This window comes from Pseudomonas sp. W22_MBD1_FP4 (assembly GCF_052113765.1).
GTDB classification, from domain to species: Bacteria; Pseudomonadota; Gammaproteobacteria; order Pseudomonadales; family Pseudomonadaceae; genus Aquipseudomonas; species Aquipseudomonas sivasensis.
Genome location: NZ_JBGQOI010000017.1, coordinates 79,823 through 99,535 on the forward strand (window position 1 = coordinate 79,823; position 19,713 = coordinate 99,535).

A 19,713-nucleotide genomic window follows, 5' to 3' on the forward strand; every position below is an offset into this window, starting at 1 on the left:
CACTGCCGCTTTTGACTGCCCTCAAAAAACCAATCACACATGGGGATGACACCAATGGAGCTTTTCAATCGCGCACCAACCGTACTCGCCGGCCTCTGTGGCCTGATCATCGCCCAGCAGGGCTACGCCGCAGGCCTGGTGGAAGACAGCAAGCTAAATGTGCTGGCCCGCAATTTCTTCAGCAACGCCGACAACCGCAGCGGCGCCGCCGACCCCAACTACACCCAGGAATGGGGCCAGGGTTTTATCGCCAACTTCGAGTCCGGTTACACCCAAGGCACCGTGGGCTTCGGCATGGACGCCATCGGCATGTTCGGTGTGCGTCTGGACTCCGGAAAGGGGCGCCACTACAACCCGCAAAGCACCGCGTTCAACGGCAACGTGTTCCCCACCGACAGCGATGGCCGCGCAGTGGATGAGTTCGGCAGCCTGGGGCTGACGGCCAAGGCGCGCTTTGCCAAGACCGAGCTGAAATACGGCACTCTGGTGCCGATGCTGCCGGTGGTGATGTCCACCGACCGCATGTTGCAACAGACCTTCAATGGCGGGCAGGTGCAGTCCAAGGACCTGGAGCATTTCACCTTCACCCTCGGCCAGTTGGAACACGTGAAGGGCCGTGGTTCAAGCGACCAGATGGGCATGTCGATTCCCGGCGCCAACAACGCGCGTACCGGTGAGTTCGTCAACAAGTTCTACTACGGCGGCGTCGACTACAAACCGACCAAAGACCTGACCTTGCAGTACTACTACGGCAACCTGCAGGACTTCTACAAACAGAACTTCCTGGGCCTCAAGTACGACTGGCAGATCGGCCCGGGCACCCTGCGCACCGACCTGCGCCACTTCGACAACCGTTCCGACGGCGCCAACGGCAACGACCCGGCGTTCTACACCTTCGGCTACTACGGCGACGGCGTGACCAAGGGCAAGGTCGACAGCCGCCTGAGCAGCGCCCAATTCACCTACCTGGTCAACGGCCACACGATTGCCGCCGGCCTGCAACAGGTCAGCGGCGACAGCGATGCGGTGTGGTTGAACCAGGGTGACGGTTCCACGGCCTACTTCATGACCGAGTCGATGATCGGCAAATTCCAGCGCGCCGGGGAAACCACCTGGCAGGTGCGTTACGGCTATGACTTCGCCTCGGTCGGCGTGCCAGGCCTGAGCTTTATGGGCATGTACGAAAGCGGCTCGAACATCCGCACGCCCACAGGGGATAAAAGCGAGTGGGAGCGCAACCTGACGGTGAGCTACGTGATCCAGCAGGGGCCGCTGAAGAACCTGAGCATTGCCCTGCGCCACGCGTCGTTGCGCACTGAAGTGACGACCCAACGGGACAGTGATGAGCATCGGGTGATTGTCAGCTACCCGTTGAATATCCTCTAAGCACAAGCGGCGCCGCTGGACTCGTGGTCAGAGGGTCATGCTGAGCGCCCTCGCCCACCTGCGGCATGCAGTCGAAGGTGGGCACATTGTGTTCGATGCGCAGCGGCATGGGGCTGAGGAACAGGCGGTTGAGCTGTTTGGTGCCCAACGCTGCCATCGTCGCATTGCCGTCGAGCGGGTAGACAACCGGGTTGGCGGCAAAGGATCAGACTTTGACGTTCTGCCGAATATTCCAGCCAAACTTCACCGGCCCACCGTCCTTGGCGCCATCCGCCTTCTGCGGCTGGTAGCTGACGTCGACGGTGGCGAAGTTCAAGGCGATGCTGTCGTACAAAACATCATCGGCCGTGTCAGCGCGGGTGCTGTACGACACCACCATGACTTCCTTCAAGGTAATCACCAGATACTCCACCGGGCTGGTTCCGCCGGCCTTGCGCACCACCAATTTGGCTTCGGGGTAATGCTTGCCGGTGGCGCACGCCATCATCAGGTTGGGGCTGGATTTATCCAGGGGTTTGGCCAGGTTCAGGTTGGTGAAGTCGGCCTTGCCCGAACCGCCTCCCGTGCCGGAATGCATTGAGCCCGTTTGCGATAATCCCCACCCCCAGTTGGTGATATCGATCTCGTCACGATGGGCCAAGTCTTGCGATTCACCCTTGATGTCGCCCAGTTTCAAAAACATGTCGACTGCCATGTTGGCTCCTTGTCCTGTGGTCCGCCGGAAGTGACGTGGCGCGCACTTTTCCTCAATCAGGAGCGGGCATACAAGACGTCAACGTCGCTTCAGGACGTACCCGACTGTAAATGGCGAAGCTTCCGACATTCATCCCAGTTGCGGCGTATTTACTCTCTCAGCTCCCAAAAAAAGGAGTTAAGGAATGACGGCCGCTCTGTTCAAGGATGGATTCCCCTCAGCCCACCGTACTACACGCCAACGCATTGAAAGCAGCCTCGACCTGCGGCGGTTGTTCTTCGCCATAGACGCCGACCCGGCGTTGATTGGTGCGGGGGTGGTGTATATCGATGGGGAGTTCAACGTGGTGGTACTGCGGGAGTTCCAGGCGATTTGCAGCGTGCGGCCGATCAAAGTGGTGCTGCGGGAAGCGCCGAGGTATGTGGGGCCGGTGGAGTTTAAGCGGATGTTGGAGCATGAGCCTCGGGAGTCGAGGTTGGCGGTGGAAGCTATAAATACGGCAATTGCGTGCACCGGAGTAGTGTTGAGTTGGATGGTCATTGCGAGTGGGGCTGCGCTGATGCCTTTTACAGCTGGGGCTAGCTCGATAATTTCGTTTATCGGTAAAGCTGCTGCCGTTGCAAGTACAGTTCAATGCATCGGTGGCGCTTTACGTACAGCATCAGAGTTAGCCTTTCCGGAAGTTAATGACTACTTGGATAACGAGACGTGGTATGAGGCCGCAACAGCAGTGTTGGACGGTATTGCTTTGATGGGTGTTGCCAGCTCGGCATTCGTCACCGTGAAAGTCGTCACAACGACTACAAAAGTAACCGGAAAAACAGCTAGGCAAGTGCTTAGAGGCCTGACACGGCAAGAACGGACAAAATTGAACAATGAGCTGCTTAAAATCCGAGATCCAAGACTCACGACCAAGTTGCTCAAGCTGGAAAAAGCCTCTGGCAATGTGGCAAAACGCATCAGCGCTATTCAAATGCAGCGTGCAACTGCCGCGCACAAAATGGATATAGCTGCGGCCTTGCTCGGATTTACCAGCAGTACAGTCTCTGGAAACGTAAGAACTCTGGCGTTGGGCATCTACGAGGAAGTTAACCAGTGAGCCAACAACGGAAGATAAAAGACCAATATTACTCATCACTCTTTATTGAGGATCCTTGGCAACTCCTCAAACGATTCATGCCCGTGATTGGAGGTGATGCATTGGCAGGGTGTTTCTCGATAGCGTTGACAACGATCTTGGCGATGCTTACGTATTTGCCTACTTACCCCGTGGATTTTGTCGCCAAGACATGCTTTTTCAGCGCCGCGGGCTTGGGCGCAGTTTTCGCCCTGGCCAAATACGAAGTGCTCTACGGCCGAATCCATTGGGTATGGATAAACGTCGCGATCTACCTCCTCTGCCTGCTGATATCCCTACCCGCCATCCTGTGGCGCCCCAACACGTATCTCTACGCACTGGCCCTACTCGGCCCACTTGTCGGCCTGCTGATCCTCAACAGCAACCGCTGCCGCGAACTGCGGCAAAAGTCGGTAGAGCTACGCCACAAACGCGAAGCCATCATCGCGACCCTGAAACAACAGGGCCGCTGGAAATGGTGGTAACCCTCAGGCCGCCTCGCTCCGCGCAGCCGTGTGCCGATTCACCGGCACCGGCAGCCCTAGATGCCCGCGCAAGGTGCTGTGGCTGTATTCACTGCGAAACAACCCACGCTCACGCAACAACGGCAGCACTTGGTCGGTAAACCGCGCGAAGTCATCCGGTGCGCCCACGTGGATGTTGAAACCATCCACAGCACCTTCGACAAACCAGCGTTCGATCTCATCGGCCACGGTCTTGGGCGAGCCAACAAAGCTGGAGAACGGCTTGGCAAAACGCAACGCCGCCTGGCGCAGGGTCAAGCCTTGATCACGGGCGACTTGCTTGATGTTTTCGGCATGGCCACGATAGCCGTTGCTGCCCAGGTCGCCCAGCTCCGGGAAGGGTTCATCCAATGGGTATTGGCTGAAGTCGTGGTAGTTGAACGGCCGCCCCAGTTGCACCAGCGCTTTGTCCAGGTCCAACTCGCCATTGCGCTCGCGGTCGATGGCCTGGGCCTGTTCGTCGGTGTCGGCAATGATCGGCGAAATGCCCGGCAGGATGGTCACGTGATCAGGGTTACGTCCGGCGGCAGCAGTCCGTTTTTTGATGTCGCTGTAGTACGCCTGGGCGTCTTCGAAATTGCCCACGCCGGCAAAAATGCCTTCGGCGTAATTCGCTGCCAGGCTGCGGCCGGACTCGGAAATACCCGCCTGGAAAATCACCGGCTGGCCCTGGGCTGAACGCGCGATGTTCAACGGGCCGGTCACTGAGAAAAATTCGCCGTGGTGGTCGAGGCGATGCTGGCGTTGCGGGTCGAGGAATACGCCGCTGGCCTTGTCGCGCACGAAGGCGTCGTCTTCATAGGAATCCCACAGCCCCTGCACCACGCTCAGGTGCTCGGCCGCGCGGCGGTAGCGCTCGGTGTGATCAATATGCTGCTCACGGCCAAAGTTGCCGGCCGCGCCTTCCAGGCCGGTGGTGACCACGTTCCAACCGGCGCGGCCGCCGCTGATCAGGTCCAGCGAGGCAAACTGGCGGGCGACGTTGAAGGGCTCGGTGTAGGACGTGGTCAGCGTGGCCACCAGGCCGATCTTCGACGTCGCACCGGCGATGGCCGAAAGCAGGGTCAGTGGCTCCAGACGGTTGAGGAAATGCGGCGCGGAATCCGGGGTGATGTAGGGGCTGTCGACGATGAAGACCAGATCGAATTTGGCCGCTTCTGCCTGTTGCGCCTGGGCACGGTACCAGTCGATATCGACACTGGCATCGCCGGGGATTTGCGGGTGCAGCCATTCGTTTTGCGCAGTGCCGACGCCGGTGAGGATGGCACCGAATTTGAGTTGCCGGGGTGAGGTGGACATAGGGATTTCTCCATAACGAACATGAGGACTGACTGGCAAAAAAAAGATCACACTGTGGGAGGGGGCTTGCCCCCGATGGTTGCGGGTCAGTCAAAGAGGCATCAACTGACACGCCCTCATCAAGGGCCAAGCCCCCTTCCACACGTTTAACCGCGTGAATCAGGCTGTGCGGGCAGCGATGGCTTCGACTTCAACCAACGCTCCGGGCAATGGCAGCGCGACGACTTGCAACGCCGTCCGTGCCGGTTTGTTCGGCTGCTCCGGCGTACCGAAGAACTGCGTATACCCACGCTGCAACCCGGCAAAATCCAGCTTGCCGTCGGTCTCTTCAGCCCCCACCAAAAACACCCGCAATTGCACGATATCGCCCAGATCCAGGTCCTGCTGCTGAAGAACCTTGCGCAGTTTGTTGAATACCGAAACCGTCTGTACTTCGGTGTTTCCATAGACCCCCGGCACCTGAGGATCGGCAGCGTCCGGCAAGGTCCCGCTGACAAAGATCAGGCTGGCGGACGCCGGCACGGTGACGGTCTGCGAGATCGGAAAATCGCCGACGCTGGTACGTTGAATGCTGTCGCTCATGGTGTGTCTCCTTAAGAGGCGGCGAGTGCCGCGACCTGTCGTTGTTGGGTTACCCGTTCGGCCAGTTGCGCGATCACATGCCGCGCCGAGTTGGCCGCCGATTCCTGCCAGATACCCACGCCGCTTTGCACCAGGCCGTCGCCGGCGAAGTACACACGGCCATGGCCGGCTTCGAGCAGGCTGCTTGCGTCAGCCGGGAAGTGTTCGCGTTGCAACCACGGGCCCTCGCTGTAGGGGATCTGCTCCCAGGTCACGGCCAGGGGGTTACGCAGGTGTTTGGAGAAACCGGGGTGCAGCAGCTCAACCGCTTCCCTGGACGTGGCGTATTGCTCGGTGAAGGGTTTTGCGCCAAACGCATCGGCGCCCTCGCCGGTTACATAGCCGGCTACGAGCAGGCCTTCGCGGGTATTGAGGTCGTTGCTCGGGTACCACAACAGGCGCGCGGGGTGTTCGATCCACGACAGCCCGCCATAGGTGCGGTAGTCGGTTTCCCAGAAGCGCGGGGATTGCCACGCCACTTTGGTCGCCTGGTCGCTGCGGGTGCTGAGCAGCGCGGCTTTGATCGGGTCACTGAAGTCGGTATCGAGTTTGGCCAGCAACGGCAGCGGCAACGTCGAGATCAGGTAATCGGCACGCACCACCTGTTCGCGGCCACTGTGCTGGTCGTGATAGGTCACCGCCACGCCGTCCTCCAATTGGCGGATCTGACGCACCACGGCCCCCAACTGCACGTGATCACTCACCCGTTGATAGAACGCGTCGGTGATGCGGTCCATGCCGCCGACTGGTTGGAACATGGTCGCCGAAAACTCCGGAAACTCGGTGTGCAGCAATGCGCCCCACAGTTCCGGGTGCAGCAGTTGATCCAGCGACAACGGGCTGCGACTGGCCGGCAACGCGCCCGGATGGGCAGGAGACTCAAGGTGCCCCGAGCGAATCGTGCCCTCAAAGGCCAGCGCTTGGGACAGGTCGCCGTACACCTGCAAAAACGCCAGCAACCGCGTGCGTTCCTCAGTACTCAGCACATCATCAAGGGCATCACGCTGCACGGCTTTGGCCAGCAGGCCGGACAAGTGCCCCCGCGCATCATTGATCGCCTGGCCAACGCTGAACGCCGGCTTTTGCACATCGGGCCTTACCTGGGCGCCATGGCTGCTGTTGACCAGCACTTCCAACGGCACGCCAAGCTCACTGCAATAGTCGAGGATCGTGCGGTGCTGGCTGGGAATCCGGGCCGGGCCGGCGTTGAAGTAATGCCCTTGATCGAATGCCGCCGTTTGCGTGCGGCCATCCTTGTAGTCCACGCGGTCGCCATGGCGCAGGGTCCAGGTGCGCCCCCCGACCCGCTCACGCGCCTCCAGCACTTGCACGTCAAACCCGGCGCGGGTCAGCTCCAAGGCGGTAACCAGACCGGCGATCCCGGCGCCCAACACCAGCACGCGGGTGCCTTGCCCCAAGCCTTCCTTGAGTTTCAACGGTTGCGGACGGCGGTGCGACGAAGGCCCCAAACCTAATGCCGCCAGTGCATCCTTGACGGCTTTTTCGCCGCCTACCGCCGCTATGCTCGACAACGCTTCACGTCGTGTCAGTCCCATGTCGATTGCTCCTTAATCCGGCAGGCCCGGTGGGTTGATCAGCGACTTGTCCACGCGCTCCACATCCAGGCCCCAACGTTGCAGCACCTGTTCGTATTGGCCGCCGGCAATCGCGCCTTCCAGGGCGGTGTGGATAGGCTTGACCAGGCCGTTGTCCTTGCGCGTGGTCACAGCGATGTCGGCCTGCAACGGCCAGCCACCGTTCACCGTGCCGACGCGCTTGATGCCCCCGGTGATCGCCGCCGAATAGGCGTACACCGAGTTAGGCCCGAACAGCGCATCGCTGCGCCCGGACTGCACCGCCAATTGCGCGGCGGCCTGGTCGTCGAAGTACTGCAACAGCGCGAGTTTGAGGCCGGCCTTTTCATTGGCTTCGTTCCAAGCCAGCAGGACTTTTTCCTGGTTGGTACCGGAGCCGACGATGATCTTCAGCCCAGCAATATCCGCAGCCTGTTTGATCTCAGAGATCTTGCTGGTGGTCTTGACGTAGAAGCCGAGCACGTCCTGGCGATAGGTGGCGAAGTCGAAACGCTTCTTGCGCGCCTCAGTCACGGTGACGTTGCTGATCACCGCGTCGTACTTGCCCGAGCTGACGCCCAGGGGCCAATCCTCCCAACTGGTCTGCACCACGTTGAGTTGCAGGCCAAGGCTGTCGGCCACCAGTTGCGCGGTGTCGGCTTCGCTGCCGATGGTGGTTTTGTCGTCACTGGCCAGCAGCGCCAGGGGCGGCCCGGCCACGCCGGACACAGCCACGGTGAACTTGCCCGGCTGGGCGAACTTGAAACCCGGTGGGATCTGCGCGATGGCCGCCTCGTTGCGCGGCACATGAACGCGCACGCGGTCGGGGCTGAGGTCGACCTGTTGCACAGCAAATGCGCTTTGTGCGGTGCTGACGGCAAGCGCCAATAGGCCGATACGAGCGGTAGAGATAAACATGGGCAGTCACTCCGTTAACTAAAGCACTTTGCCGAGAAAGGCCACGGTGCGGGGATGTCGGGGTTGGCGGAAAATCTGTTCAGGCGGCCCTTCTTCGATCAGTTGGCCGTCGCAGAGAAACACCACGTGGTCGGCCACTTCACGGGCAAAGCCGATCTCATGGGTGACGATGACCAAGGTCACGCCCAGTTGGGTCAGGCCCTTGATCACGTCGAGGACTTCCCCCACCAACTCGGGGTCGAGGGCCGATGTGGGCTCGTCGAACAGCAGCACCTTCGGGTCCAGCGCCAGCGCACGGGCGATGGCGACGCGCTGTTGCTGACCGCCGGAAAGCTGGCGCGGATAAGCATCGACCTTGTCCGCCAGGCCGACCTTGGCCAACAGCTCTGCGGCCTTGGACTGCGCCTCAGCCTTACTCCAGCGCTTGTGGGCCAAAGGCGCTTCGGCGACGTTTTCCCAAGCGGTGAGGTGCGGGAACAGGTTGAAGTTCTGGAACACGAAGCCCACGTCGATACGGCGCTTGAGAATCTCCCGCTCCTTGAGTTCATACAGCAGGTCACCTTTGCGCCGATAACCGACGTATTCACCGTCGATGGTGATGTGCCCGCTGTCGATTTTCTCCAGGTGGTTGATGGTGCGCAGCAAGGTGGACTTGCCCGAGCCGGACGGCCCGAGAATCACCGTGACCTTGCCGGGGTCGATGGTCAGGTCGATGTCCTTGAGCACCTGCTGGCTGCCAAAGCGCTTGCCCACGCCCTGGATCTGGATACGTCCTGCACGCGCTTCACTCATGGGATTTCTCCTTGAGCCAACCGCGTATGCGCTGCAACGGCGTGGGCGGTAGCACCCTTGCCGTTCCCCGTGCGAAATGACGCTCGACGTAATATTGAGCACTGGTCAGCACGGTGGTGATGATCAGGTACCACACGGTGGCGACGATCAGCAGCGGGATCACCGCCTGGGTGCGGTTGTAGATGACCTGCACGGTGTAGAACAGCTCCGGCAGGGCCAGCACGTAGACGATGGACGTGCCCTTGACCAGGCCGATGATCTCGTTGAAGCCCGACGGCAGGATCGAGCGCAATGCCTGGGGCAGGATGATCCGGAAGATGCGGCGTGATGCAGGCAAACCGAGCGCCGCTGCCGCTTCATGCTGACCGGCGTCCACACCGATCAGGCCGCCGCGAATGATCTCCGCCGCGTAGGCCGCCTGCATCAGGCTCAAACCGAGAACCGCCGTGGTGAACTGGCTGAGCACGTCCACCGTCGACCACTCGGCAAATACCACGCTGGTGAACGGCACGCCGAGCACAATGTGGTCATACAGGTAGGCAAAGTTGTACAGGATGATCAGCACCAGCAACGCCGGCATCGAACGGAAAAACCAGATATAGCCCCAGGCCAGGGCCGCCAAAAGCGGCGAGCCGGACAGTCGCGCCAGGGCCAGCGCCGTGCCGAGGATCACGCTGAACACCGTGCTCAACAGTGTCAGCAACAACGTTTGCCCGAGCCCGCGCAGCACCGACGGCGAGAAGAACCACTGGCCGAACACACCCCACTCCCACCGCGGGTTGGTGGCGAGGGAATGGGCGATCGCGAGCAGCACCAGAGCGGCGAAGATCGACCCGGCCCAACGCCACGGGTGCCGGGCAGGCACCACTTGCAGGGCTTTGATCGGTGGGGAGACACGGACCTGGCGAACCTCGCGGGGCTGGTCAATCAGGTCATAGGGTTTGGCGACAATAGGCATGGTTTATTCCTCGGCCTTAGAAGGCATAGGTCAAGCGGGTGTAGTAGTACCCGCCGGTGAATCCGTAGGGCGAATAGGTGCCGTAGCTGCTGACCATGGTGCTGCTGGGCACGCCTTGTTTCTTGGGGTAGACGTCGAACAGGTTTTTGGCGCCGATCGCCACGTTGAGGTCTTTGGTGAGGTTGTAGCCAAGGTCGAGATCGGTGATCCATTTGGCCGCGTAGACCCGGTCGAGGCTGCGGTCGGCGGACACATTGACCTCCTTGTAGGAGCCGTAGCGGGTCAGGGCCAGGTTGAGGTTGAAGCGATCGATGCTCCAGTCACCGCCCAGGATCAGCTTGGTGCTGGGCTGTACGCCGGTGATCAGGTTGCGTGCCTGGCGGTCCATCAGGTCGTAGGACGTGCCGAGGATTGTGGTGGACTCCTTGTAGTTGAGGATTTTGGTCTGGTTCCAGTTGAACGCTGCGGTCCACTTCAGCGCGCCGTACTGGCCCAGGTCCTGGCTGTAGTTGCCGACCAGGTCGAGGCCTTTGGTGCGGGTGTCGGCCCCGTTGATAAAGTACTGGCCGCCGGAGGTGGAAGTGATGCCGTTGCCTTGCAGCACCTGGGTGATTTCCGGGCCCAGCAAGGTGCCGGTCAAGGTGATGCGGTCGCGCAGGTTGATCACGTAGGCGTCGGCGGTGAAGCTCAGGCGGTCGGTGGGCGTGAGGGTGAAGCCGAGACTGAAGTTGGTCGAGCGCTCGGGTTTCAAATCCTGGGCGCCCAGGGCTTGGGCAGCCGCCGAACCGGTGGGCAGCACCCCGTAGTTGATCGACTGATACACGCCGTCCACCACGCCATAGGTGGTGGAACGCGCACTGAACAGGCTGTTGGCCAGGGACGGCGCGCGGAAGCCATTGCTCACCGTGGCGCGCACGGCGAACTGTGGAGTGAAATCGTAGCGAGTGGTCAACTTGCCGCTGCGGGTGGCGCCCACGCCCTGGTTGTAATGCTCGTAGCGAAACGCGGTGCCCACGTACCAGTCCGGCACCGGGTTGAAGCCCACATCGACGTAACTGGCCAGGCTGTTGCGCGAGGCGCTGCTTTCTTCATCCGGCGAAATGCCGTTGGTGACCTGCGCCCCGCTTGATGCGCAATTGCCTGGGGCTACGCAGTAACCGCCGTTGGCATAAGACTCGTAATCACCGGCCTGCACCTCATAGGTATCGCGCCGATGCTCGAAGCCGTAACTCAGGTCGAGCGGCTTTTGCAGGCCGATATCGAAGCCGCGCTTGAAGTCGAGGTTGGTGGTCAGCTCGGTGCTGATCCAAGTGCCGGAGGTGAAGCTGTTCGGCGTGGCCTCGCCCAAAGACGGGTTCTGGTTATGGGTGGTGCCCTGCTCCGCTTCGTTGCGCCCGTAGGTGGTGGACAAATCCCAGTCCCACTCGCCGACGGTGCCCTTGCCGCCGAATGCAGCCTGGAAATCGTCCTCATCGATGTACCAGGTCGGCGTGTAGCCACCGGGGTAACCGTTAGGTCCGGTGGTGATGGTGTTGGTGATGGTCGGCAGGCGGAAATTCTGCCCCTGCTCGGCCTTGCGCCGTGAATAGGTGGTGAAGGAATACAGGCTGAAATCGTCGTCGATAGGCAACTCGGCGTTGTAGCCCAGGGTCAGCAAGTTGGTCTTCGGCGTGCCGTAGCCGCCATAAGTGGAACGGCCGGCTTGCTCATAGGCCTGTGCGTAGGTGTAGCCGTTGGCGCTGGCCTTGTTGTCATCGTTCTGGCTGCGGGCATCCAGTGCCAGTTGCACGATGCCGCCGTTGCCGATCTCAAAGCCTTTGTTGAGGCTTTGTTGCACGGTCTGTTTTTTGCCGTCATAGCCGAGGCCGGCATTGGTCACCGAAGTGCCGCTGGTGTCGGCCTTGAGGATCACGTTGATGACCCCGGCGATGGCATCGGAGCCGTACTGGGCAGCGGCGCCGTCACGCAACACTTCCACATGGTCGATGGCGCTGATGGGGATCAGGTCCAGGTCTGCCGGGGCGGCGCCGGTGTTGATGCCGTTGATATTCAGCGTGGCGGCGGTGTGGCGGCGCTTGCCATTGACCAGCACCAGCACTTCGGCGGCGCTCATGCCCCGCAGGTTCGGCGCGCGGGCAATGCCGCTGGCGTCCCAACCGGTTTTTTCCGGCAGGGTCAGCGATGGGATCACCGCACTCAACGCCTCCATCAAACCCGGCTTGCCGGTGCTTTGCAGTTGCTTGGCGCTGACCACATCGATCGGCACCGGACTGCTGGTGACCGTGCGCTGCTCAGCACCACGGTTGCCGGTGACCACCACGGTGGACAAGGTGCTGTCGTCCTGGGCATGGGCGGTGTTGGCCAGAATTGCCAGGGCCAGGATGGCGGTGGGTTTTGACGTTTGCTTCATAGGCGTGCCTGTATTTCCAAATCGCGAAGTCGGGCAGTCACGCGGCGATGCGCGGTGCTCGGTTTTATGGGGCTATTGCGGCGATTTGGGGTTAGGGCGACTGCGGGGATTGAATTGGCAACATACGTTGAACTCACTTCCAACGATTCTGCTGCGGGGGATGATCACCCGGTTATGGCGCGCAGAATCTTGATTACGCTGGGTACCATCCGAGGTCAGGGGTAGGCTGTTGCGATCAAACATAACGGAATGGGTTTTGAAAATATAATGCTGTTTTGATATAAGCTAATATTCTCTAATTTCATTATTTATTAATTACTTTATTCATAATAATGATGTTTTTTTAGGTGCGGGGGTTAGGTGGATTGGGGGATATCCGTTGTTGGAGTAACAGCGGGTTATTGGCTCCGCCCCTACGGCGGGTCACTTTGGAAAAGAGCCGGAATGCCGGCCCACCCCAAAGTAACCAAGGACTCTTGCCCCAACACTCGGCACCTCGCCTAGGCTCGGTGTCCGGCCAGCGTGTTTGACGGGGCGCCTAAGATAAAGATCAAAAGCAGAACAGCAGGCTAGGACCTATCTGTCTGACCTACGGAGATCAAACTGTGGGAGGGGGCTTGCTCCCGATGGCGGTGTGTCAGCCAACAGAGCTGTAACTGAACCACTGCAATCGGGAGCAAGTCGAATCGTCGCACCGCCCCTCCCACATTTGGAATGCGGTCGGCTCTAAGGCCGCCGCGGCCTTGCTTTTGATCTGGAGTCGCCCCGTCAACCACGCTGGCCGGCATTCCGGCCTTTACAAAAGTGACCCGCTGTAAGAGCGGAACCATAAGCCGCTATTACCTGAATAACGGATATGTACACCGACAAACCGCAGATCAGAAGCAAGCCCCACATCAACCACATACCCAGACCTACCGAGCCGGCCGCAACAACTGCATCTGCTGCCGATAATCATCCGTCACCTGCCGCGCCTGACTACTGCTGGTAATCACCCTAGGCGTAATCAACACAATCAACTCCGTCCGATCCTTGGACTTGCTCGTATTCCCAAACAACCACCGCAACCCCGGGATCTTTCCAAGGTAAGGCACTGCACTCACCGACTCGGCGTTGTCCTGCTTGATCAACCCGCCCAGCAACACCGTCTGCCCACTCTGCACCGCCACTTGGGTGGACACCGACCGCGTGGAAATACGCGGATTAGTCGGCGTGTCGCTGTTACTCGACGCCTGATCCTGCGCATCACTGACCTGCTGCTGAATATCCATGTACACCAATCCACCCGGATTGATCCGCGGCACCACGTCGAGGATCACCCCAGTCTGCACATATTCAACACTGCTCAAGGTGGTATCCGAGGTACCCGTGTTAACCGTGGTCTGGCTGATGGGAATGTTGTCCCCCACCTGAATCTGCGCTGGCTGGTTATTCATCACCACCAGCGACGGCGCCGACAGCACCTGGGTGCGACCGTTGGTTTCCAATGCATGCAGCGCCACTTGCAGGTTGGTGCTGACGAAGGAGTAGAACAACGAATCCGCGCCTAGCCCAGCACCGCCACCCCCCAACGCGCCTTGGCTGCCGGAGGCATTGGCCACAGTGGTGCTGGTGGAATTGCCCGCCAGGCGCCCCAGGTACCACTGCACGCCAAGGTCCAGTTCACCGGTGAGTTTGACTTCGAGAATGCGCGTCTCGATCTGCACTTGCAGCGGTGGATTGTCGAGACGTTTGATCGCCGATTCGATCTCTTTCCACTGCACCGGCCGGGTGCGGACCAGCAGTTGGTTACTGCTTTTTTGCGCGGTGATCCGAGTGCCTGCGTCGAGGCTTTTGGTCGGGGCGTCTTCGGTCGCGCCCTGCTCGGCGGTGTCCTGCTCGACTTCGGGCTCCTGCTCCTCATCCTCGGCGGCGGGTTGGTTGCCATTGAGGTTGTTGCTCAGGCCACCCGGCGTGCTGCCGGACGTGCTGTTGGTGCCCGGCGAAGACAATGTTGCCGTGCGCAAACCGGGGGCGACTTTGGCCGGGGTGTCGTCCTTGATCGCGCCTGTGCCGTAGATCTGCCGCAGGTACTTGGCCAGGTCGGTGGCCTTCATGTTGCGCACGTCATACACATACATCTGCGGCTCGTTGCCGCCGCCTTCGTCGATGGTGTGGATCCAGTCGCCGACTTCACTGAGGTACTGCGGCTGCGACGAAATCGCCACCACCGAGTTGGTCCGCTCGATAGGCAGAAAGCGCACCATGCCCGCCAGGGGCATGCCGCTGTCGGGGCCGAACATCTTTTGCAGTTCGGGCATCAGTTCGGCCACCGAGGCGCGTTGCAGGCCGAACACGCCCACCGACATGCCCTTGAGCCAGTCCACGTCAAAGGTGTCGATGGTGTCCTGGTAATTGGCCAGTTCTTCGGGGGTGCCGGCCAGGCTCAGCACATTGCGCGCCGGGTCCACCAGCAGGAAGGCATTTTCGCGGGCGAACGGCTTGAGCAGCTTCTGCATTTCGGTGGCGGAGATATAGCGCAGCGGAAACAACCGCGCCGACAGGCCACTGGACGGTTGCGACACGCGCATTTCGGGGACCAGTTTTCCCGCCACCGCCTGATTCGCCGGCAGGATCACATAACGACTGCCCTGCTTGATCATCGCGTTGTCGGTCCAGGACAGCAGGGTTTCCAGAATCGACAACGCCTGCTGTTTGTTCACCGGTTTGGAGGTGGAGAAGCTGACGTTGCCCTTCACGCCCTGAGCGATGCTGTAGTTCTCGTGCAGCAGATCGCCCATCACGCTGTTGATCACCGCTTCAATCGGCTGGTCGGCAAAGTTGAACACGATGTCGCCGCCGCCCTCCTCCTTCGCAGACGGTGCCGCAACCGGTTGCCGCACAAACTGTTGGTTGCCGCGAATCAGTTGGCGCTGGGGCGGCGCTTTTGCCTGGGGCTGGCCGCTGTCGACCGGCGCCTGTTCGCTGGCCGGGTCCACGGGCGGACGTTGCGAGCCGGTGCCCTGCATTGCTTCGTGCAGCAGGGCCTCGTCCGGGTCGAGGTGGTCGGGGAATGTCCCGCAGCCACCGAGGGCGACGGCGGTGGCCAGGCAAAATGCGGTGGTGCGCAAGGCGCCAGGGAAGGTATCGATCAAGGGGTGGACTCGCGAGGAAGGGTAATCGGCGGTGTGCTGGACGGCGGCGGCAAACGCAGGGCCCGCAGGCTCAGGGTTTGGCTGCGGCCGTCGAGTACGAAACGGGCGTCGCGGGGGGTCAGGTGCTCCAGGCGCCAGCCATTGGGCAGGGTCTGGTCCTGGTGGACTTTCAACGGGGGGCCGTCGGCGCGCTTGAGCAGCGCCACGCGCAGGTCACCGTCGAGGACGATGCCGGTCAGCGTGAGGCTCGACAGGCTGGAGACAGTGCCTTGGCCCACCGCGCGGTCGGGGCTGCGGTCGGGGCTGAACAACGGTGCCTGCCAGGTGCCGGCCAGGCTGTCCAGGGTTGCGCTCGGGGCCACTAACACCTTGGCCGCAGCATTGGCGCGTGTGTCGGGCGCGGGCGGCGGCAACCACTGCGGCGCATCGCCGATGCTGCTGAGGATGCCGGCCATCAGCAGCCCCAATAGGCCGGCCACGCCGATCAAGCCCCACTCCAGGGGACGCAAGGTGCTGATCATCGGCGCACCTGCGCGGCGGCAGCCGGTTGCAGGTAGCCACGCACCAACAGGTGCACCACCAATTTGCCGGCGCCGCCACTGGCGGGTGCATCCGGGGCGCGGCGGATACTCATTTCATCGACAAACAAAAACGGTCGCTGGTACTCCAGTTCATGGAGGATCGCGGTTAAGGGCTCGATGGCGCAGTTGAGGGTCAGGCTGACTTTGACCTGGCGATAGGGCTCGGCATCGTCCTGCTCCGGGGTGATGGGCATGCGCTGGGTCAGGCTGCAGCCGCCACCGAGACCGGCGCGGCTATTGATCAGGTCGGCGATGCGCTGCATCAAATCGGCGGCCACCGCGCTGGGGTCATCGCCGGGCAACAGGCTGGTGCTGCTGGCCGGGTCCTGGCGCGCTTCTTCCAGTTGCTGGCGCAAGCTGTCGCCCTGGCGCAGCACGCCGGCGTAGCGTTGCTGCTGTTCGCGCAGCTGCTCGGCCTGTTCGCCCAGGGTACGCAACGGGCCGGCGAACCAGCTGTCGATCAACAGCCAATACGCGCCGCCGAGCACCAACGCGAGGACGATCAAGGCCGCGCCACGGCGTTCACGGGGTGTCAGTGGTCGGCGCATCGGCGGCCTCCTGGTGCAGGTGGGCGCGCAAGGAAAACTGATCCTTGCCGGTTTGCGCATCGGGTTGGATGACCCCTTCGAACTGAGCGTTTTCCAGGCTGCGGCAGTTCTTGATGCGGGTGATCAGGGCACTGGCCTTGGCGCTTTGCCCGGAGAAGGACACGTCGGCACCGTCGTTGACTTCCAACTGGTCGATCCAGGTGTCGGGCGGCAGGCAGGCGGTCAGTTCATTGAGCAGTGCGGCCAAGGGCGGCTGCGCGGCCTTGCGGCGGATCAAGTACTGCGCGGCGCCCCGGGTGTTGAGCAGTTGCTGGCGCAGGGCCTGGACCTCGGCGACCTGGGCCTTTTGCGCACGCACGCTCTGTTGCATGGCGTCGAGCACGCGCTGGCGGTCGTTGAGCCACAGCACCATGGCGGCAATCAGCAAGGCGCCGCACAGCCACGGCAGACTGCGCTGCAAGCCCTTGCCCGCCGGGCGCTGGCGCGGACGCAACGGCGCCGGCAGCAGGTCGATGCCCATGGGCACGCCCGCGCGGTCGTATACGTCCACGGCGTGGGGTTGCAAGCCGAGTGCCGCGCAGTCATCGAGGATCTGGTCCAGACGCTCGCGCAGGATCGCCACCAGCGTCACCTGTAGATGGGCGGCCGTGCGGCGTTCCTGACGCGCGACAAAGTACAGCTGGGCGGCGTCGAACGGAGTGAAGCGGTCCAGTTCGTAACCGACGACCGTGGACAGGTTGCGTGCGGCGGCCACAGGCAATTGCAGGCTCTGCACCAACACGGCGTCCGGTGCCAGCAACAACACCTGGCGCGCCTCGCCGGTGAGCTTTACCACAGGCGCAGTGATCGGCCACGGGTAGACGTGCTCGGGAATGTCATGGGGCAACAACCACCCCGGCAGGCAGCCACGCAGCTCCTTGAGCCACAGGCGCCAGCCCTGTTGCAGCAGGCTGCCGTGCCAGCGCCGGGCGAGCGGCTGCGTCAGCAGGTGCAGCCGCGCGGTTAAGTGTTCATTCATTCTTGCCAACGTAGTACTCGATAAGGTTGTGCGCTGCCTTGCGCGGGGCTCAATAACACCGTGGCTTGCAGCTCGGCGTGGTAACCGCCGGGGCGTTGGGCGCGGCTGCTGACCACCAGCACATCACCGGGGTCGGCACCCACCGCACTTTGGTGCGGCAGGTTCAAGGCACGGCGCATCAACGGGCTCGCGAACGCCGGATCGGGCCGATCCAGGCCGCTCCACAGGCTGATTTCCGGCACCAGCGCGCTGTACAAGGCCTGGGTCATGCCCGGCAGTTGTCGCACTTCTTCCACCACCCGAAACGGTGCAAGGCCCTGGTTGCGGCGCACTTCCAAGTCCCTGGCCAACTGCTTGGCCTGGGCCTGTGTGGCGCCGCAGGCCAGGGCCAAGCGGGCAAAATCCCCCACTTCGGCGCTGTTGAGGTACAACTTGCCGCGCTCGCTGCGCAGGCTCACGTGCAGTTGGGCGTCGTCGAACACCAGCGGGATTTCACGCCCGTCGGCAATCCACTGTTTGCGCTGTAACGGGTCGGCCACGGCTTGCATCGCCAGCGCCACGCCCGCCTCCGCCGCCAGCACGGCCTGGGTGTGCTGGCGATGCCACGCGGCCTGGCGCGTTTCCAGCTGTACCCAACCGGCCAGCCCGCCCAGCAACAAACTGAGCAAGGCCAGCACCCAGAGCACCAGCAGCAGGGCCACACCCCGTTGGTGCTTGATCATTCGGGCGCCCCGCCGGACAGGTTCAGGCGCAAAGCAACCACCTGGGTCACCCACGGCACCGGGCCGTCGACGCGGGCGGCAATCCGCACCGCGTAGGGCAGGCGTTTGGTCCACGGCCACTCACTGATCCAGCCGGTGGCCTGGCCCTTGGGCGACAAGCCGCGATAGCTGAATTGCAGGTCTTCGACGCCTTTGAGCAACACCTGTGGCTCGCTGCGTGACGCCGGCACGCTGACCTGCGCCAGAGACTCAAACCGCGCAAACGCCACCTGCAAATCACGCTGCGCCTCAGGGCCAGTCAGTTGCAGGGTGAAACGCTGAATGCCGCCACCGAGCACACCGGGCAAGGTCGCCACAAACTGCATGCGCTGCGGTCCGCCCGCGAAAAAACCATCGACCTGGCTGTCGTCCTCGGTCACATCCAGCGGTAACGCCTCGCTGATGGCGGTGCGCAAAAACTGCTGGGCAGCACGCATTTCATCCAGGCTGACCGTGTAGCGCTGGGCCTTGAGTACCGCGCGATTGGCACCGAGCAACGCGCCGCCGACCAGGGTCAGCAGCACCCCCAGCAGGCTGAGCACGATCATGATTTCGAGCAGGGTAAAGCCCTGCTGGCGCCGCTTCATAATCCAGCCCCGGCGGCGCGCAGTTTCAAGGTGCTGAAGCTGGCCTGGCGCGGGCCTTCGCTGACACTCAGGTCCAGGCGAAACAAATGCGCCTGGCCGATGCGGCTGGGCTGTTGGGCGATGCGCAGTTGCCAGGCGATGCCGTCCATTTCGCCCTGGCGCGTGCCGCTCGCCAGAGGCCCGGTGCCCTCCTGATCCATTACGCTCAAGGCGGCATGGGTGAGACGGTCGCTATCGGCTACCTGCAACAACGAGCGCGCGCTCTGGCCGAAGGCGACCAGCAGCACCGTGCTACAGATCGCCATCAGCGTCAGCGCGGCGAGCATTTCCAACAGGGTAAAACCGCGCTGGTCCTTCATGGCAGGGCCTTGGACTGGACGCTGCCGGTCAGCCAGCCAATGTCGATGCGCCAACGTCGGCTGCCGTTGACCAGCAGCACGTTGCCGCCGGTGGAGCTGCCATCAGGATAGAAATCCACCGCCGAGCCCGCTTGCTCGGCGGTGTGCAGCGTTACCTGTAGCTCGGCGGGCCAGTGTTTTTTCGGGCGACCGGGCGCCTGGAAACTCAAGTCGCGCAAATCGAAGACGGTGCTTTCAGTGGTGCCACCGACAATCGCCCGGGCCCGCGTGCTGCGCAGCGCCTCGACGATCTGCCCGACCGCCTGGCGCTCTTTCGCCGCACGCAGACCTTGTTGCAGGCCAAAACCGACCAACCCGGCCGCGATGCTGATCAAGACGATCACCACCAGCATCTCCAGCAGGGTAAAGCCGCGTTGGGCGTTGGGCATGGTC

19 protein-coding genes are annotated in these 19,713 nt (G+C 62.0%); 3 read left to right on the forward strand and 16 right to left on the reverse strand.

The features are described 5' to 3' along the window. Positions 1 to 54: 54 nt before the first annotated feature. On the forward strand, positions 55 to 1,386 hold the full coding sequence (locus ACEN2T_RS21145) for an OprD family porin (RefSeq protein ID WP_442117477.1): 1,332 nt from the start codon (positions 55 to 57) through the stop codon (positions 1,384 to 1,386). 205 nt (positions 1,387 to 1,591) lie between these two features. Here the strand turns inward: ACEN2T_RS21145 and ACEN2T_RS21150 are convergent, their stop codons facing one another. Beyond that, positions 1,592 to 2,080, reverse strand: a complete 489-nt coding sequence (locus tag ACEN2T_RS21150) for an Hcp family type VI secretion system effector (RefSeq protein ID WP_442117478.1) — start codon at positions 2,078 to 2,080, stop codon at positions 1,592 to 1,594. 184 nt (positions 2,081 to 2,264) lie between these two features. Here ACEN2T_RS21150 and ACEN2T_RS21155 point away from each other — a divergent pair, with 184 nt between their 5' ends. Together ACEN2T_RS21155 and ACEN2T_RS21160 are read left to right on the forward strand one after the other, a co-directional pair. Then, entirely contained in the window at positions 2,265 to 3,179 is a 915-nt protein-coding gene (locus tag ACEN2T_RS21155; RefSeq protein ID WP_442117479.1) for an NAD synthetase, read from the forward strand. Further along, positions 3,176 to 3,682: a hypothetical protein gene (locus ACEN2T_RS21160; RefSeq protein ID WP_099600907.1), complete on the forward strand. Its 507-nt coding sequence runs from the start codon at positions 3,176 to 3,178 to the stop codon at positions 3,680 to 3,682. The genes ACEN2T_RS21155 and ACEN2T_RS21160 overlap by 4 nt, the downstream gene beginning before the upstream one ends. Positions 3,683 to 3,685: 3 nt before the next feature. On the opposite strand, the gene ACEN2T_RS21165 is transcribed toward ACEN2T_RS21160, so the two are convergent. The 15 genes from ACEN2T_RS21165 to ACEN2T_RS21235 all read right to left on the reverse strand — a co-directional run bounded on the left by ACEN2T_RS21165 (position 3,686) and on the right by ACEN2T_RS21235 (position 19,709). Beyond that, positions 3,686 to 5,020 (reverse strand): LLM class flavin-dependent oxidoreductase, encoded by a 1,335-nt coding sequence (locus ACEN2T_RS21165; RefSeq protein WP_442117480.1) that lies wholly within the window; start codon positions 5,018 to 5,020, stop codon positions 3,686 to 3,688. Positions 5,021 to 5,179: 159 nt separating this feature from the next. Next, a complete protein-coding gene (locus ACEN2T_RS21170; RefSeq protein ID WP_032887256.1) occupies positions 5,180 to 5,602 on the reverse strand; it encodes a RidA family protein in 423 nt (140 codons plus the stop codon). A gap of 11 nt (positions 5,603 to 5,613) precedes the next feature. After that, positions 5,614 to 7,197: a flavin monoamine oxidase family protein gene (locus ACEN2T_RS21175; protein WP_260368154.1), complete on the reverse strand. Its 1,584-nt coding sequence runs from the start codon at positions 7,195 to 7,197 to the stop codon at positions 5,614 to 5,616. A 12-nt stretch (positions 7,198 to 7,209) separates the two neighbouring features. Continuing rightward, entirely contained in the window at positions 7,210 to 8,133 is a 924-nt protein-coding gene (locus tag ACEN2T_RS21180; protein WP_442117481.1) for an ABC transporter substrate-binding protein, read from the reverse strand. Between the two features lie 18 nt (positions 8,134 to 8,151). After that, positions 8,152 to 8,925, reverse strand: coding sequence for an amino acid ABC transporter ATP-binding protein (locus ACEN2T_RS21185; RefSeq protein WP_032887251.1), 774 nt, complete (start codon positions 8,923 to 8,925; stop codon positions 8,152 to 8,154). Beyond that, positions 8,918 to 9,883 carry an amino acid ABC transporter permease gene (locus ACEN2T_RS21190; RefSeq protein WP_032887249.1) on the reverse strand — a complete coding sequence of 322 codons (966 nt, stop codon included), beginning with the start codon at positions 9,881 to 9,883 and terminating at the stop codon, positions 8,918 to 8,920. The genes ACEN2T_RS21185 and ACEN2T_RS21190 overlap by 8 nt, the downstream gene beginning before the upstream one ends. Positions 9,884 to 9,899: 16 nt before the next feature. Then, positions 9,900 to 12,293 (reverse strand): TonB-dependent receptor plug domain-containing protein, encoded by a 2,394-nt coding sequence (locus tag ACEN2T_RS21195; RefSeq protein ID WP_032887248.1) that lies wholly within the window; start codon positions 12,291 to 12,293, stop codon positions 9,900 to 9,902. Between the two features lie 914 nt (positions 12,294 to 13,207). Further along, positions 13,208 to 15,427 carry a type II secretion system secretin GspD gene (gene gspD / locus ACEN2T_RS21200; RefSeq protein ID WP_442117482.1) on the reverse strand — a complete coding sequence of 740 codons (2,220 nt, stop codon included), beginning with the start codon at positions 15,425 to 15,427 and terminating at the stop codon, positions 13,208 to 13,210. Then, entirely contained in the window at positions 15,424 to 15,948 is a 525-nt protein-coding gene (locus ACEN2T_RS21205; RefSeq protein ID WP_099600901.1) for a general secretion pathway protein GspN, read from the reverse strand. Before ACEN2T_RS21205 ends, gspD begins: the two co-directional genes overlap by 4 nt. Continuing rightward, positions 15,945 to 16,556: a type II secretion system protein GspM gene (gene gspM, locus ACEN2T_RS21210; RefSeq protein WP_095185613.1), complete on the reverse strand. Its 612-nt coding sequence runs from the start codon at positions 16,554 to 16,556 to the stop codon at positions 15,945 to 15,947. Before gspM ends, ACEN2T_RS21205 begins: the two co-directional genes overlap by 4 nt. Continuing rightward, the gene (locus tag ACEN2T_RS21215; protein WP_032887243.1) at positions 16,531 to 17,574 is read right to left on the reverse strand and encodes a PilN domain-containing protein; all 1,044 of its coding nucleotides are present in this window, start codon (positions 17,572 to 17,574) and stop codon (positions 16,531 to 16,533) included. Before ACEN2T_RS21215 ends, gspM begins: the two co-directional genes overlap by 26 nt. Then, a complete protein-coding gene (locus tag ACEN2T_RS21220) occupies positions 17,571 to 18,296 on the reverse strand; it encodes a hypothetical protein (protein ID WP_032887242.1) in 726 nt (241 codons plus the stop codon). The genes ACEN2T_RS21215 and ACEN2T_RS21220 overlap by 4 nt, the downstream gene beginning before the upstream one ends. After that, positions 18,293 to 18,922 (reverse strand): prepilin-type N-terminal cleavage/methylation domain-containing protein, encoded by a 630-nt coding sequence (locus ACEN2T_RS21225; RefSeq protein WP_032887241.1) that lies wholly within the window; start codon positions 18,920 to 18,922, stop codon positions 18,293 to 18,295. The genes ACEN2T_RS21220 and ACEN2T_RS21225 overlap by 4 nt, the downstream gene beginning before the upstream one ends. Further along, positions 18,919 to 19,281, reverse strand: a complete 363-nt coding sequence (locus ACEN2T_RS21230; protein ID WP_442117483.1) for a type II secretion system protein — start codon at positions 19,279 to 19,281, stop codon at positions 18,919 to 18,921. Before ACEN2T_RS21230 ends, ACEN2T_RS21225 begins: the two co-directional genes overlap by 4 nt. Further along, a complete protein-coding gene (locus ACEN2T_RS21235; RefSeq protein WP_032887238.1) occupies positions 19,278 to 19,709 on the reverse strand; it encodes a prepilin-type N-terminal cleavage/methylation domain-containing protein in 432 nt (143 codons plus the stop codon). Before ACEN2T_RS21235 ends, ACEN2T_RS21230 begins: the two co-directional genes overlap by 4 nt. Positions 19,710 to 19,713: the final 4 nt, after the last annotated feature.

Coding starts and splice junctions, on each gene's coding strand:
- ACEN2T_RS21190 (WP_032887249.1), bottom strand. CDS start 9,883: ATGCCTATTGTCGCCAAACCCTATGACCTGATTGACCAGCCCCGCGAG.
- ACEN2T_RS21175 (WP_260368154.1), bottom strand. CDS start 7,197: ATGGGACTGACACGACGTGAAGCGTTGTCGAGCATAGCGGCGGTAGGC.
- ACEN2T_RS21195 (WP_032887248.1), bottom strand. CDS start 12,293: ATGAAGCAAACGTCAAAACCCACCGCCATCCTGGCCCTGGCAATTCTG.
- ACEN2T_RS21225 (WP_032887241.1), bottom strand. CDS start 18,922: ATGAAGCGGCGCCAGCAGGGCTTTACCCTGCTCGAAATCATGATCGTG.
- gspM (WP_095185613.1), bottom strand. CDS start 16,556: ATGCGCCGACCACTGACACCCCGTGAACGCCGTGGCGCGGCCTTGATC.
- ACEN2T_RS21235 (WP_032887238.1), bottom strand. CDS start 19,709: ATGCCCAACGCCCAACGCGGCTTTACCCTGCTGGAGATGCTGGTGGTG.
- ACEN2T_RS21220 (WP_032887242.1), bottom strand. CDS start 18,296: ATGATCAAGCACCAACGGGGTGTGGCCCTGCTGCTGGTGCTCTGGGTG.
- ACEN2T_RS21185 (WP_032887251.1), bottom strand. CDS start 8,925: ATGAGTGAAGCGCGTGCAGGACGTATCCAGATCCAGGGCGTGGGCAAG.
- ACEN2T_RS21215 (WP_032887243.1), bottom strand. CDS start 17,574: ATGAATGAACACTTAACCGCGCGGCTGCACCTGCTGACGCAGCCGCTC.
- ACEN2T_RS21170 (WP_032887256.1), bottom strand. CDS start 5,602: ATGAGCGACAGCATTCAACGTACCAGCGTCGGCGATTTTCCGATCTCG.
- ACEN2T_RS21165 (WP_442117480.1), bottom strand. CDS start 5,020: ATGTCCACCTCACCCCGGCAACTCAAATTCGGTGCCATCCTCACCGGC.
- ACEN2T_RS21230 (WP_442117483.1), bottom strand. CDS start 19,281: ATGAAGGACCAGCGCGGTTTTACCCTGTTGGAAATGCTCGCCGCGCTG.
- ACEN2T_RS21180 (WP_442117481.1), bottom strand. CDS start 8,133: ATGTTTATCTCTACCGCTCGTATCGGCCTATTGGCGCTTGCCGTCAGC.
- ACEN2T_RS21205 (WP_099600901.1), bottom strand. CDS start 15,948: ATGATCAGCACCTTGCGTCCCCTGGAGTGGGGCTTGATCGGCGTGGCC.
- ACEN2T_RS21145 (WP_442117477.1), top strand. CDS start 55: ATGGAGCTTTTCAATCGCGCACCAACCGTACTCGCCGGCCTCTGTGGC.
- ACEN2T_RS21155 (WP_442117479.1), top strand. CDS start 2,265: ATGACGGCCGCTCTGTTCAAGGATGGATTCCCCTCAGCCCACCGTACT.
- ACEN2T_RS21150 (WP_442117478.1), bottom strand. CDS start 2,080: ATGGCAGTCGACATGTTTTTGAAACTGGGCGACATCAAGGGTGAATCG.